A 13,515-nucleotide genomic window follows, 5' to 3' on the forward strand; every position below is an offset into this window, starting at 1 on the left:
CCACATTTGGTGAAGCTATCTGGTTAAGGTGAAGGAAAGTATACGCCCGGGGGGTTAAGTATGGAAATAATAAGTAGCCCCTCACGAACTTAGCATCCATATTTATGAAAACTAAGTAAAATATACCGTATGATTGCACCTTTGGATCTCCACATTCAACATGGCGGTGGATCCTCCCATGTTTCTCGGCGTCGTGCGCGTAGATTCCTTTGTTCAACCTTACCATGTGTGGATGCCGGATATGCTTTCTAAGTGGGTCTATGCCCTAACGGAGTAGATACCGACCGGCTAATCCGTGCTTCAGATGTCATCGAATTTAAACAAATAGACAGCGTATTTTCTGTTGTATCACGCCACATTCCTGTATATCATGCATTATTTGGTTTTGGTGGAGGCATAGCCTGTTATACAAGCTATCCTACATTCGCCTGTATCAAGCATTCACGCGTTTCTGTCTGCAATCTGTCTCATCAAGCTACTTTCTGCAGGGATCTCAATGAAGGGATATCCCTCATCATGCGTTCTCCATCGAATGCACAGTTGCGCGTACCCATGACATAAAAGATCTTGATAAGCTTTCGGCCAAGTGCTACGAACGATTCTTTGCCTGTCAGTGGATGGTCCGGGCGATTTCTATAATAATGATGCAGCTGTTTGAAACCTTCGTTATTAGCTGATAAAGGGCGTGCGGCAAGGTACAGTATAGATCTTAATCGACGGCGACCACGTTTCGTAATCGTTGTTTGACCCTTGAATTTGCCTGATTGGTTCAGCTGCAGATTAAGTCCCGCTAATTTAATGATTTGGCGTGGATCTTGATAATTGGATAAATCTCCTACTTCAGCGAAAAACCCGGCAACGGTCATGACACCAACCCCTTTTATCGCGATCATTTGACGGGCACCGGGCACCTGGAGAACAAGTTCTTCCAATCGTGCTTCATGAGCCTCGATACGTCCCTTTATAGCTACATATTGATCGATTAAATAGCTGATTTCCTCTCGTGCCATGGTCAGTCCAACGGTCATACCTACACTCGTTTCAGCCGCATGTTTCAGGGATCGAGCTTGCTTGATTCCAACGCCACGCTTCGCCGCTTCTTTGATTTCCGCCAGTAAAGCCTCTTCCGAACAGGAGGCGATATCAACGGGAAGATAACCTTTTTTCAAGAAATGGATCGGTGTTTTCTTCGTCCAGTCTTTAAAAACAGTTGTAAACTCCGGGAAATAGCGATCTAGCGCATTCTGTACCTGCGCTTTTATAGATGTCAAATCTTTCTCCATTATGTCATGGAGTTTCATCCCTTCCCGCAATTCAGCATAAAGACCTTCCAGTAAAATCGGTTCATGAAAGCGTCCTGCCCGCACTACCTGTGCTATTACTTTCGCATCTTTTGTATCGTTTTTCGTTGGCGAGTCATCATCCAACTCTTTGGTGCGTTTGACTTTCGTTGGGTTAACAACCACAGCGTGCAACCCTTGTGCCTTTAAATGATAAGCCAGGTTGAGCCAGTAATGTCCTGTTGGTTCCATCCCAAACATAAAATGGGGGCGCTGTTGTTGCTCAGCAAGATGCTCTGCCCAATCCAACAATGATTGAAAACCTGTTAGACTATTTTCAAACACCAATCGTTTAGCCAGGTCGCGTCCATGATCATCTATGGCACGCGCGACATGTTTGTCCTTGGCCACGTCTATTCCGATAATAAGTGTCTTGTCTGTGATTTGCTCTAAGCGATTATTTTGTGTAGAATCCATGGTAGGAGTCCTCCTTGGTATCTAATTTCGAGGTCATCGCGATGACACTCTCTATCGTACCAAGAGGGCTCTATTTTTGTACAATCGATTCTAGCCCCACTTACCTTCATATTTTTTTATATACAGGAATGCTTTCTATGATGTTCTATTTAACTTTGAAACTAGCTGTTATCTACTATATTAAAGACCTTCATTTTTTAAGTCCACTTTATTTGGTTCTACCTCCTGGAATTATTTATTTACTTTCTTTCATGAAGGAATCAGAAAATAGAAACAACATTCAATTTAACAATGATGAATAAATATATTGCCTCTTGAATAGTATGCCAAAGTCAATTGCCTATCAGGTGGTTGATAAATACATTAAATATGGGTGGTTTACGGGAAAAAAGCCCTTTTGTTATCTGTAAAAATAAGAGAATGATAGAGAAAATAGGAGATTTATAGAGAAAATAGAAGTTTTATGAATTTCCCGCTACACACTTGAAGGAGGAATTAGATTGTTACACACTGCACGTTTTTATATCGACTTAACAAAAGATGAAGCATACTTAATCGAAAGAAATTTAGGCATAACATTAGATCAGCTTAAATCTAAGATTGAAAAGAAATTTAATGGGATTACTGCTTGGGTTATCCAAAAATATGAAGTGAGGCTGTTCTTCACTATTGATTTTGTTAAGCTCTTGAATAAATCAAATATTCAAGAAAGCGATTATGTCCAAACTGAAAGAAAGATTGATGAATTTATCTTATTTGTTTTTCAGGATGCGTCTTTCCTCGACCGTATTTGTATGACTAGATTGGATTATCGTCGAGATGTACAAATACCTATGGTAGAAAGAGAACTGCTACTCTCTTTATATAGAAAGACTACATCAAAACATTGTCATCAGGAAAAGGATTTGAGATATAAAACCACATTATATTTCAACAGCAAAAGCATAATTAGCTGTGTGTACGATAAGGACCTCGAGGCCAGAGAGGAAAGAGGTAAGGTAGAGTGGTATGAGGATTCTGTGTTGCGATTGGAAGTAAGGATCCTTAATCAGCATCTAAAATACAAGAAATACCGACAGGGGAAAGAAAAGTGTCTTAAAGAATACTTTAAAGACGAGCTATTCAAGGAATATATGGAAAAATATTTTGGAGAAATACTATTTAATGGAGATTTCTACAAAATCAATAAGGCCCGAACGATAATCAACAATAGCCAACTGAAAGATTCTGAAAGGGAAAAGTTGTTATTGTTTTTATGCGAAATATCGAAGCATGGATTTGATTATGTTAAGGAAAAGTATTCCACGTACTACCGAAAAAAGTTCCTCAAACAACTAAATTCCCTCAACATAAACCCTATCTTAATTCCCAAAAGTAGAAAATCACCTTCCGTGGTTAAAAATCCATTTCAATTCTGAGGTAGAACAACTTTAGGGTTATTAAAAGTTGACTCGAATACTAGAATATATTAGTCAAATGATGATAATCCACTTGACAAAAACTATTGAATTGAAGGTGATAGAAATGAAAAGTAATCAAAGTTCTGCAAGAGAGGTCTCTCCAGAATTTGCAAATCTCATCAAACAAAGAAGAGAAGATTTAGGCTACACAATTGAGAGAGTCGCCTTAGCTGTCCATTCTAGTGATGGTTATATAAGTAGAATTGAAAATCATAAACGGAGAAATCCTAATGTAGGTATCGTTTATGGATTGTCACAGGTACTGGAAATAGACCTTGAGTACCTACTTAAAGTAGCATTTCCAAAAGAATAGATATATAGAAAGAGGATAGCTACTGATAACTAAAATAATGGAGAGCATTGTCTCTCCTTCACAGGGGGAATGTTAAATGAGCAAAAATGGAAGTAAAAAGGAGTTTATCTTTAACCTTATCCTACAAAGAAACCCTCAGATATTGAAGCCTTTTTTAGGAGAAGTAGAATTGCTCGAGTTAGAATATGATTCAGTAAAGAGGATTGATGTTTATGGTCATGACTTAGAGCATAACTCACCAATTTACATCGAAAGCCAACTAGGATGTTCAGACGAAGTTCATTTTGATAAGGTAAAATACTTAATTGAAACCAACGAAAATGAAAGTGGGATTTTTATCTGGATTGCTTCTAGGTTTAAAGAAGAGTATCTAGTTGCGATAGAACAACTGCTAGAGTTACATGCCAAAGGAAAGTCTATCAAAATCTTAGCTCTGACCTTCCAAAATGGTTACACAAAAACTCTGAACAAATTAAATCGACAAAAGGATTCAGACATTTGGTACCATTTTAATCACAGAGAGTTTGTGCTACCAAAATTAAGCATTGTAAAACAGTGGGGAGGGATACCATTAGGCTTTAAGGATTCCGTAATATCAGCACCGGACTTTCCACTATATTCTACTTCTTCAGAAGCGATGAACTCCTACCTCCTATCTACTCTCAGAAAAGAAATTCCGTATCTTCTTAATGTACACCGATCCAAAAAATTAACCGTAAATTCTATCGTTTTTGGTTCAGGTTATTCAGACTTCAGCTTTGTCATAAATTTGGCTGCATGTGAAATTGCAATAAGGCTAGAAAATGAATGGCAATCTCAGTTGTTTCAAAGAGTAGTAAGTCAATTTAAGGATGTAGAGAATTTTGAGACTATCTTTTTCGAGGGAAAAAGGCTAGTTTTTCCGATATTGGATTTAGACAATCCAAGGGAAAAGGTAGAGATGGCAACTAAGTTGTTTAGAAAAGTGGTTGATGTAACAATCCCAACTATATACAACCTATGAGAAAGGGTTCCTCACATAATAAAAGGGGAACCCTTTCATTTATGCTAAGTTTCCCATTATTAGCGTTATCATTCTGTACATAACTGCATAGTACAGAGTGTACCAATAAAGAATTAAGGGGATTTTTATGTTCATGTTTCCGAATCACAAAGATAACTACGAATGTCTATTGGGGAAAGATGGAACACATCCGAATGATATAGAAAGAAAATCATTATTTTACATTTTTGCAGGTAATGAAGAAATTATGAAACAAGTGAATCTCTTCTATGATTTTCAAGAAAGAATGATCAAAATAGACAATGATCGTGCATCTATTTCAAGCGGTGCTAGAGCATTGGTTCTTCTTGGTTACAATCTTTATAATAACTATCCTAGTTTGACTATCTCAGAGTTGTTCCGAAACCTAGATAGGCAAAATAGCCGATTGGCATTTCAAGCAATTAAAATAAGGTTTAGAATAACGGAGCAGTAGAATTAGTCACTTTCTTTTTTTATGGTTGCTCTACAAGATTTGATTGTAGGGCTTTTTGCTGTTATATTTATTTGTCCTTTTTAGGTACACCCTTAGACTTCGCAGAAAAACATTGTAAAACTAACCCTTGAAGTGTATCATTAGGGCTGTACGATAATTACTTCGGATAATGAGGTGATTTTGAAAAATGATTATTGGATATGCGAGAGTCAGTTCATCTGATCAATCCCTGTCAAGGCAGGTTAAAGATTTAGAGGAATATGGATGTGAAAAAATATTTACAGAGAAACAATCAGGGAAGAACTTTGTAGATAGAAAAGTTTATCAAAAGATGCGAGAGAAATTACGTTTTGGAGATATTTTAGTAGTTCATGACTTAAGTCGTTTTGGTAGGAACAAACAAGAAATAAAAAATGAATGGGAATCATTAATAAAAGATGAAATAGATATTGTTGTATTAAATATGCCAATCCTTGATACAACAAAGTATAAGGAGCTAGAAGGTATTGGACAATTATTAACAGATCTAACTCTCTCATTGTTATCTTGGATGGTAGAAGAAGAACGGGAACGCATTAGGATAGCTCAAAAACAAGGAATAGCAATAGCAAAAAAGCAAGGTAAGTACAAAGGTAGAAAGAAAAAATATCATTCAGATGCAATAGGTAAGGATAGGATTATATATAACGAGATTATTAAAGAATTAAATAACGGAACAAGTGTGATGGATATACATAGAAAGACCGGGGTAGCTAGAAGTACGATTTATTCAATAAAAAAAGAAGATTCTGCAGAAAGGATTGAAAATGATGGGGACAAACTTATCAAAAGATAGAAGAATTAAAATGCTTGAATTCCTAGATAATATTAGAAAGCTACATACTGACGATAAATCTATTATATCAATCAATGAAATAGAGAATTATTTAACGGAGAAAAAATTTGGTCTTGTTTGGGAAGAACATGCAGAACGTGTAGACAAAGAATTAGAAACGCAAATTCCAGTATTCAAGGAGGTTAAAGAAAGAGAAATACATGATAATAGGGAAGAAAAGTACAATTTTCTACTTGAAGGAGATAATCTTCATAGTCTGTACTTATTAAATAAAACACATACTGGTAAAGTTGATGTCATATATATTGATCCCCCATACAATACAGGAAATAAAGACTTTAAATATAATGATCAATTTGTTATTAAAGAAGATGGTTTCAAACATAGTAAATGGCTCTCTTTTATGGAAAAGCGTTTAAAGGTTGCTCGGCAACTAATGTCGAAAGAAGGAGTAATTTTCATCTCTATAGATGATTATGAATACGGTCCATTAAAATTATTGTGTGATGAAATCTTTGGTGAGAAAAATATGGTTACAAGCATGATTTGGCAACGAAAAACAGGTGCATCTGATGCGAATGGAATAGCCACTATAACAGAGTATATTCTTGTTTATGCTAAATCATCAGACAAAGAATTGTGGAAAAAGACTTTTGCAAGAAATGAAGAATCATTTGATGAAAAACGTTATCGAAGAACGGATTCTTATGTAGAGGAAAGGGGTCCTTATTACCCAGATAACTTAGACCGAGGTGGTTTAAGATATAGTGATTCTCTAAATTATGGCATAGAATGTCCTGACGGTACGGTTACTTATCCAAATGGAAGAACTGAATTTTTGAATGATGGTTGGACTTGGAAGTGGGGAAAGGAAAAAGTTAAGTGGGGCTTAGAAAATGGATATATTGAATTTGAGAAGAGTAAAAATAAAAAGTCAGGTTGGGCAGTTAAATATAAAAACTATTTGTATGTAGATAATGAAGGTAATTCGATTGACCGATCAGCTCCTTATAAGAATTTAATATTAGATATATTGAATGGAGAAGGAACAACAGAAATCAATCAGGTAGTAGGTAAAAAGAAATTCAATAACCCAAAGCCACTGCGGTTAATAAAACATTTGATTCAACTAATTGATAATAAAAATGCAATGGTCTTGGATTTTTTTGCAGGTTCAGGAACAACAGGACAGGCTGTACTTGAATTAAACCAATTTGATGGAGGGAAAAGGAACTTTATTCTATGTACGAATAATGAAAATAATATTTGTGAAACGGTGACTTACCCAAGATTAAAGAATACAATAAAAGGCTATAGCTTTGAGGGGAAAAAAGAAGTTTTGTTGTTTGAAAAGAAACTTACTCAAACCGACTTAAAAAATGTGAATAAAATATTTGAAAAGGTTGAAACCATAAAAAAAGAACAGCATGATAAATACACCAAGTTTAAAACCTCTTTTAAAAAAGGAATCTATGAATTATATGGTGTCTTGGAAAAGAATGGGAAGACAAAACCAGTTCCTGCAAACTTAAAGTATTATAAAACTGATTATATTAATAGATGTAGTGATGGTGAGCTTTATATTTCAGAACAGTTAATGAAACATATTACCGAAATGATTCAATTAGAATATCAAATAAGATTAGACCAACAAACCTATATTGTTCTAAAAAATGATGAAGAAAAAGATAAAATTCTTCTTTATATAAAGAATTTAAAAAAGTGTAAAAGAATATTCAAACCTTCTTTTGTCTTTTTTACGACTGAAGATATGAGAAAAATACAAGAAATAGAAATCGAAGTGGTAACAATACCTGATTACTACTTTACAGAAGAATTAAGAGAGGTGGGGGAATTATGATTTTGCTGCCAAAGGGTCTTTTTGATTTCCAAGAAGATTCGGTTTCTTATCTTATTGAAGAGTCGACTAATATAAATAAAAATAAAACAATTACGATGAAAAGTCCTACTGGTAGTGGGAAAACAGTTATATTAATTGCATATATTGACAGATACTTAGAGTTTGTACCAAATGATAAATCAGTTTTTGTATGGCTTACTCCTGGTAGTGGAGAGTTAGAAGAGCAATCAAAGGAAAAGATGGAAAAATTAGCCCCACATTTACGTACACAAGATATGCAAGATGTTCTTAACGATGGGTTTAATGTAGGTACAACAACCTTTATCAATTGGGAACAGGTAACAAAGAAAAATAACCGTTCCATTACAGAAAACGAACGGAAAAATCTGTTTGAACAAATTGCGAATGCACATAGAAATGGCATAAATTTTATTGTGATCATTGATGAGGAACATTCACACAATACGGCAAAGGCACAGGACATCATTAATGCTTTTTCGGCAAAAACTATCATCCGTGTTTCAGCCACCGCTAAGAAAAATCCGAGTTTTAATTGGTATGAAATAAAAGAAGAAGAGGTCATTCAATCAGGATTGATTAAGAAAGCTATGTACATTAACGAAGGTCTATCATTGAATGATGAACAAGGTGAAATGGAAATATCTACTGAATCGGAAGTTTTGTTAAAACTTGCAGATAAAAAAAGACTAGAAATCCTAAAGGAATATGAAAACTTAGGTAAAAATATACGTCCATTGGTACTCATTCAATTCCCTTCATCATCAGATGTACAAATTAAGCAAGTAGAAAAGCAACTATCTGATATGGGTTATTCTTATGAGAATAAAATGGTTGCGAAGTGGATGGCAGATGCTTCTGACAAAATTAATTTAGAAGGAATTGAAAAAGAGAATGCGTATCCATCATTCCTTCTCATTAAACAAGCTATTGCGACAGGATGGGATTGTCCTCGCTCTCATATCTTAGTAAAGTTACGAGAGAAAATGGACGATGACTTTGAGATTCAGACTATTGGACGTATAAGAAGAATGCCTGAAGCAAAACATTATGAAAAAGAAATATTAGACTGTTGTTATTTGTATACGTTTGATGAAAAATATAAAGAAACAGTAATAAATAATATGGATTCTTCCTATGAAGTAACTAAGCTCTTTCTGAAACCTCAATACAAGTCTTTCCAATTGCCAAAGGAAAACCGTGATTTAGATTATGATTCCGTTGGTGTAGCAGATGTTTATAGGCTGATTTACAACTATTTTATGGACACTTATAAACTCACTACGGATAAAAAGAAAAATAGAGATATTTTAAGGACTCATGGCTTTGAAATGGATAATCGAATATTAGGTGAGTATCGACAAGGGCGTTTTACTACATATAAAGAGCTGATGATTAGAGAAAAAGGAACTTATAGGGAAGTTTCATATGCAGTAAATACACACTTGCATGGAATAGATATGATGCACTCAATTGATATGATGAAAAAAGTTGTTAAAATGTCACATGAAAACGTTCGTGCAGTTCTGTTATCACTATTTTCTAATCAAGTACGAAAAAAACAAAAGCTCCTAAACTTAAATAAGAGTGAATGGTATGCATTTATTATTAATAATGCAAGTAGAATACGTGATGACTTTAGAACTTTGGTAGCTGGTTCAACTTATCAAATGCAAGGCATAGAGATCAATCCTAAAATTAGCACATTTACACTTCCAGAAGAAGATTTTGTCAAGTTTGACTCTACCAATCTTCATATTGAAGAATATTTAACAAATGTTTACAGAAATTACACAAGTCAAATGACAGTTAGTGGATTACGTTCGACAAGTGAACAGTTATTTGAACTATATTGTGAAGGAAACAGTTCAGTAGAATGGGTTTATAAAAACGGGGATACAGGACAACAATATTTATCAATTGTATATCTTGATAGACTGGAGAATCAATGGTTGTTCTACCCTGACTACATTGTCAAGTTAAAAGATGGAGACGTTTGGATTATAGAAACTAAAGGAGGAGAGGTACAAGGCAGGAGCAAGAATATTGATGAGCGGTCAGAGATTAAATTTAAAGCATTTAAAAATTATGCTAGTAAAAACAACCTGAATTGGGGATTTGTCAGAGATAAGGATCAAAACTTATTTTTGAATAATACCACCTATACGGAAAATATGAATAATGTGGAATGGAGAGCCTTAAAAGATATATTGTAATATTCCGTGACTGGGGGAGAAAATAGTATTGGAAAAAATTCCAATGCTGTTTTCTTAATAAAGAGATTTTTGAAATATGAAATTGATATAAAATGACTAAAATTGTTTCAAAGAGCCTGTGTTTATATTACAGGAGACGGAAGGGGATTTATGAATATATAGGGGGTAATTTAGTGAAGGAGCCAGAAAAAGGTTATGTATTACCAATTACTACTTATCTAAATCAAAAGATAGTTTTCGACTTACTAGCAGTAATTGAGGATGGATTTGCACAAGTTACGAATCTAAACATATCAACGACAAAAGGTACCACTACGACTGGAAGTACGGAAGGAGAAGTTGGGTTTGGTCTCTATGGTGTAAAAACGAAGATTAAAGCCGCTTTTGGGAAGGAAAAAAATAGTAAGGATGAGAAAAGTGCCAATGAAGAAAGGGTACATACACCAACATCCTTATTCTCAAAGCTAGTAACATATTTGGATGAGAATGATTTAATAAAAGACATATCAAGTGAAGAACATTTAGAAGAATTAGAAACAGGTAGTTTTGTGAGGTTCAAAAGTAAATTAGAAAAGAATCCATTAGTCTCAATGTTAGATTCATTCGAACAAATAGGTGTCATTGCAATGAGCTTTCAAGGGAATGCAAAGGGTGGGAAAAAGAATAATGATCAAGAAATTCTTAAACAGATTAAGGTGATGAGAAAGGGGCTAGTGGAGAATGGGATTATAGATTTAATTTGCACAATTAATGATACTGAAAAATTAAAGGCTGTCATTCCTGTTTATTTAGATTATTTTGCTCACAATAATATGAATGAAATTATTGATGGTAACTATTCGGTAATTGGTAAGGTAGTAAAAGTTGTAAAAGACTCAGATGATGATATAAACTTGTTCAGGAATACTGGGTTCAAATTATTTAAGCAAAGGACACTTGAAGACTTATTCCTATCAATGAATAAAAATATTGATGAGCAATTAGATTTTCCAGAAATCCGAACAAAAATTTCTAGCCCCTCAATATTAGTGATACCCATGGCAATATATTCCTGATTTTCAAAACCAATTCGAAAGAAACAGGCAATGAACTCCACTTGCTTCAAAAATACTTATTATGTTACGCATAACAAATTTTTCAAATCTTTATTAAACCAATAGTTTGATTCTATATTTACAATTCGGCCTACCTACTGGTATCTATATGCTAGAATGGTTGTCTGTATAACTATTGTTTAAGTAAAAACAGCCTTGGCGATTAATTCCAAAGCTGTTTTTTTGCCTCTTAAATTACCACGGTGACCCGTACCACAAATAGTTGTAAAGCAGTGGATGGAGTTGCGCTAGATAAGGAGTAGCTTAATACCTATTCCATTGGTTAAAAAGATAAACTGTTTGCTAATCATTAGTTTGCTATGTTCAAAAAACCATTTTACTTTGTTTAATGCTTATCTTCTAATCAAAATGGTTTCTTCTAAAGCAAATTCAACTTTCCAATAAGCATTTCAAACTGTCATCAATAAATTTATTATCAGCACTGTTGATTCCGCGGCCGGCAAAATGGCCCCAGATTGAATCGATAGGGTTAAAAACAGCGTGAGGGATATGTTTAGCCTCGTATTCGTTATCATCCGCAGTGCAGAAAAGATCCGTGTTTCCTGGCATGACGTTGGCAATTGCTTTAATGCTTTTAAGCGCCTTATCGAAATCTCCGTTATAGACGGGATTTGCACTAATATCTCCATTTTGTCCAGTCCATAACATGGCTAGGACATTGTGTGGATCCATCCTCATAAAACTATCTTCCCAAACTCCATTAACAAAACTTTCCAATGAATCATAGCCCATCTCACGATAAAGCTCCTCTTTGTAAAAGGTTTGAGATAAGCCCCATCCTGCATAGACACGACCAACAGCGCGCATGTCTGCAGATGTCAACTGGTTTAATTTACTTGAATCGAAACCAATTGCAGCCATTAGCGCAGCTTTCATTCCGCCTAGAACTATATACGTTTGTGGCCAAGTCTTTGCGCCTCCGCAGAAAGGAGCAATTCGTTCCACCATGTCGGGATAGCTTGCCCCCCATTGGAATGATTGAACACCTCCCATTGACCATCCAACTACCAGAGCGATCTTTTGAATACCGAATTTTTCGGTCACCAGTCGATGCTGTAATGTGACGTTATCATAGATGGTTACTTGAGGGAAATTAGCCTTGTCGAATGGAGCAGGAGTATTACTAGGAGACGAAGATAGCCCGTTCCCCAGCAAATTTGGAATGATAATGAAATATTCCCCCGGATCTAGTGCCATCCCGTTTCCAATCAGCCATTCATTTTGAACGTGTTGATCACCAAAAGCAGTTGGATAGACGATTACATTATCCTTCTTTTCATTCAATTCTCCATAAGTCTTATATGCAAGAAATGCATTCGGTAACGTTACTCCTGATTGTAAGGTTACGTCACCCAAATCAAAAATCTCATAATCCATTGTATGGTCGCCTCCTTCAAAAATGAAACACATCTAAAATGCATTTCTTGTACTAAGTATAAACCCATGATACTATCAACAAAAGTGAACAAAATTAAAAGTAGTATTCAATAATATTGAAAATAAAAAGGGAGGAAAAGATAATGGAATTGCGCCAACTGGAAACGTTTCGCACTGTTGCTTCCACTTTAAATTTTAGTCGGGCTGCGGACGCGCTGAACTACGTCCCTTCCAACGTGACGATGCAAATCAAAGCATTGGAGGAGGAGCTTGGTGTTCCTCTTTTTGACCGCTTGGGCAAGCAGCTCGCTCTCACCACTGCGGGTAAACGCTTTTTAACTCATATCCAAAGTGTTATAGACAAATTAGATGAAGCTCGCCATGCCGTTCATGACAACGAAGATATTAGCGGCACCCTTACAATAAGTGCCAACGAGGTTCTTTGCGCCTATCGCCTTCCGGTTGTCTTTAAGTTATTTCGTTCCCGCTATCCAGGAGTTCGACTTATTTTCCGTTCCGTTCCAAATCAGGAACTCAAACAAACACTCTTTGATGGTACCGCGGATGTCGTCTTTATGCTGGATGAAACCATTCTTTCAACGAGACTTGCTGTAGAACCATTACTGGAAGAAACTTTCCGCTTGTTCGTTGCACCTGATCATCCGCTTGCGAAAAAATCTGTACTGCATCAGGAAGATTTTCACGAAGAAGTATTACTGGTGAATGAAAAAGGCTGTCCCTATCGAACCATGTTTGATCGATCATTTGAGAAAAAGGGCATTGATAGTATTACTTATTTGGAGTTTCAAAATGCCGAAGCCATTAAACAATGTGCCATTTCGGGAATCGGCATTGCCTTTCTTCCTGAAATCACAGTGGAAGCAGAAGTTGAACGCGGTGATCTTGTTGCTCTTCCATGGCAACTTTCAGATTTACAAGTATATACTCATATGGCTTGGCATAAAGAAAAGTGGCTTTCACCAATCATATCATCTTTCATAGAAGTAGTAAGGGAGGTTATCGCTATAGAGGATGGGAGTAAAACCGTTTAGAAAACTTCTTTAACTGCAAGCTCTTTGATCTTT

11 protein-coding genes are annotated in these 13,515 nt (G+C 35.5%); 9 read left to right on the top strand and 2 right to left on the bottom strand.

Features of this window, described 5'->3' with window-relative positions; translation table 11 throughout:
* Nucleotides 1-470: 470 nt before the first annotated feature.
* The gene (locus tag BN6556_RS20075; protein ID WP_066195533.1) at nucleotides 471-1,757 is read right to left on the bottom strand and encodes an IS110 family RNA-guided transposase; all 1,287 of its coding nucleotides are present in this window, start codon (nucleotides 1,755-1,757) and stop codon (nucleotides 471-473) included.
* A gap of 500 nt (nucleotides 1,758-2,257) precedes the next feature.
* On the opposite strand from BN6556_RS20075, the gene BN6556_RS20080 reads away from it, so the two are divergent.
* From BN6556_RS20080 to BN6556_RS20115, 8 genes are all read left to right on the top strand, one after another.
* Nucleotides 2,258-3,175, top strand: coding sequence for a hypothetical protein (locus tag BN6556_RS20080; protein WP_066195537.1), 918 nt, complete (start codon nucleotides 2,258-2,260; stop codon nucleotides 3,173-3,175).
* Between the two features lie 106 nt (nucleotides 3,176-3,281).
* Nucleotides 3,282-3,530 (top strand): helix-turn-helix domain-containing protein, encoded by a 249-nt coding sequence (locus BN6556_RS20085; protein ID WP_161485729.1) that lies wholly within the window; start codon nucleotides 3,282-3,284, stop codon nucleotides 3,528-3,530.
* A 76-nt stretch (nucleotides 3,531-3,606) separates the two neighbouring features.
* Complete coding sequence (locus BN6556_RS20090) at nucleotides 3,607-4,533, top strand: hypothetical protein (RefSeq protein WP_066195543.1); 927 nt, start codon at nucleotides 3,607-3,609, stop codon at nucleotides 4,531-4,533.
* 133 nt (nucleotides 4,534-4,666) lie between these two features.
* Nucleotides 4,667-5,008: a DUF6075 family protein gene (locus BN6556_RS20095; protein ID WP_148436823.1), complete on the top strand. Its 342-nt coding sequence runs from the start codon at nucleotides 4,667-4,669 to the stop codon at nucleotides 5,006-5,008.
* A 187-nt stretch (nucleotides 5,009-5,195) separates the two neighbouring features.
* The gene (locus BN6556_RS20100) at nucleotides 5,196-5,843 is read left to right on the top strand and encodes a recombinase family protein (protein WP_066195551.1); all 648 of its coding nucleotides are present in this window, start codon (nucleotides 5,196-5,198) and stop codon (nucleotides 5,841-5,843) included.
* Nucleotides 5,815-7,704 (top strand): site-specific DNA-methyltransferase, encoded by a 1,890-nt coding sequence (locus BN6556_RS20105; RefSeq protein ID WP_078060179.1) that lies wholly within the window; start codon nucleotides 5,815-5,817, stop codon nucleotides 7,702-7,704. Before BN6556_RS20100 ends, BN6556_RS20105 begins: the two co-directional genes overlap by 29 nt.
* A complete protein-coding gene (locus BN6556_RS20110; RefSeq protein ID WP_078060180.1) occupies nucleotides 7,701-9,938 on the top strand; it encodes a DEAD/DEAH box helicase in 2,238 nt (745 codons plus the stop codon). Before BN6556_RS20105 ends, BN6556_RS20110 begins: the two co-directional genes overlap by 4 nt.
* A 173-nt stretch (nucleotides 9,939-10,111) precedes the next feature.
* Complete coding sequence (locus tag BN6556_RS20115) at nucleotides 10,112-10,993, top strand: DUF6414 family protein (protein WP_066195557.1); 882 nt, start codon at nucleotides 10,112-10,114, stop codon at nucleotides 10,991-10,993.
* Nucleotides 10,994-11,422: 429 nt separating this feature from the next.
* On the opposite strand, the gene BN6556_RS20120 is transcribed toward BN6556_RS20115, so the two are convergent.
* Complete coding sequence (locus tag BN6556_RS20120; RefSeq protein WP_066195563.1) at nucleotides 11,423-12,430, bottom strand: alpha/beta fold hydrolase; 1,008 nt, start codon at nucleotides 12,428-12,430, stop codon at nucleotides 11,423-11,425.
* A gap of 143 nt (nucleotides 12,431-12,573) precedes the next feature.
* On the opposite strand from BN6556_RS20120, the gene BN6556_RS20125 reads away from it, so the two are divergent.
* Nucleotides 12,574-13,482 (top strand): LysR family transcriptional regulator, encoded by a 909-nt coding sequence (locus tag BN6556_RS20125; RefSeq protein WP_066195564.1) that lies wholly within the window; start codon nucleotides 12,574-12,576, stop codon nucleotides 13,480-13,482.
* Nucleotides 13,483-13,515 lie beyond the last annotated feature (33 nt).

The organism is Gracilibacillus timonensis, assembly GCF_900086715.1.
Classification (GTDB): Bacteria; Bacillota; Bacilli; order Bacillales; family Amphibacillaceae; genus Gracilibacillus; species Gracilibacillus timonensis.

What these genes read in the sequence shown, in the direction of transcription:
- BN6556_RS20075 (WP_066195533.1), bottom strand. Translation starts at nt 1,757, where the DNA reads ATGGATTCTACACAAAATAATCGCTTAGAGCAAATCACAGACAAGACA.
- BN6556_RS20085 (WP_161485729.1), top strand. Translation starts at nt 3,282, where the DNA reads ATGAAAAGTAATCAAAGTTCTGCAAGAGAGGTCTCTCCAGAATTTGCA.
- BN6556_RS20090 (WP_066195543.1), top strand. Translation starts at nt 3,607, where the DNA reads ATGAGCAAAAATGGAAGTAAAAAGGAGTTTATCTTTAACCTTATCCTA.
- BN6556_RS20095 (WP_148436823.1), top strand. Translation starts at nt 4,667, where the DNA reads ATGTTTCCGAATCACAAAGATAACTACGAATGTCTATTGGGGAAAGAT.
- BN6556_RS20100 (WP_066195551.1), top strand. Translation starts at nt 5,196, where the DNA reads ATGATTATTGGATATGCGAGAGTCAGTTCATCTGATCAATCCCTGTCA.
- BN6556_RS20105 (WP_078060179.1), top strand. Translation starts at nt 5,815, where the DNA reads ATGATGGGGACAAACTTATCAAAAGATAGAAGAATTAAAATGCTTGAA.
- BN6556_RS20110 (WP_078060180.1), top strand. Translation starts at nt 7,701, where the DNA reads ATGATTTTGCTGCCAAAGGGTCTTTTTGATTTCCAAGAAGATTCGGTT.
- BN6556_RS20120 (WP_066195563.1), bottom strand. Translation starts at nt 12,430, where the DNA reads ATGGATTATGAGATTTTTGATTTGGGTGACGTAACCTTACAATCAGGA.
- BN6556_RS20125 (WP_066195564.1), top strand. Translation starts at nt 12,574, where the DNA reads ATGGAATTGCGCCAACTGGAAACGTTTCGCACTGTTGCTTCCACTTTA.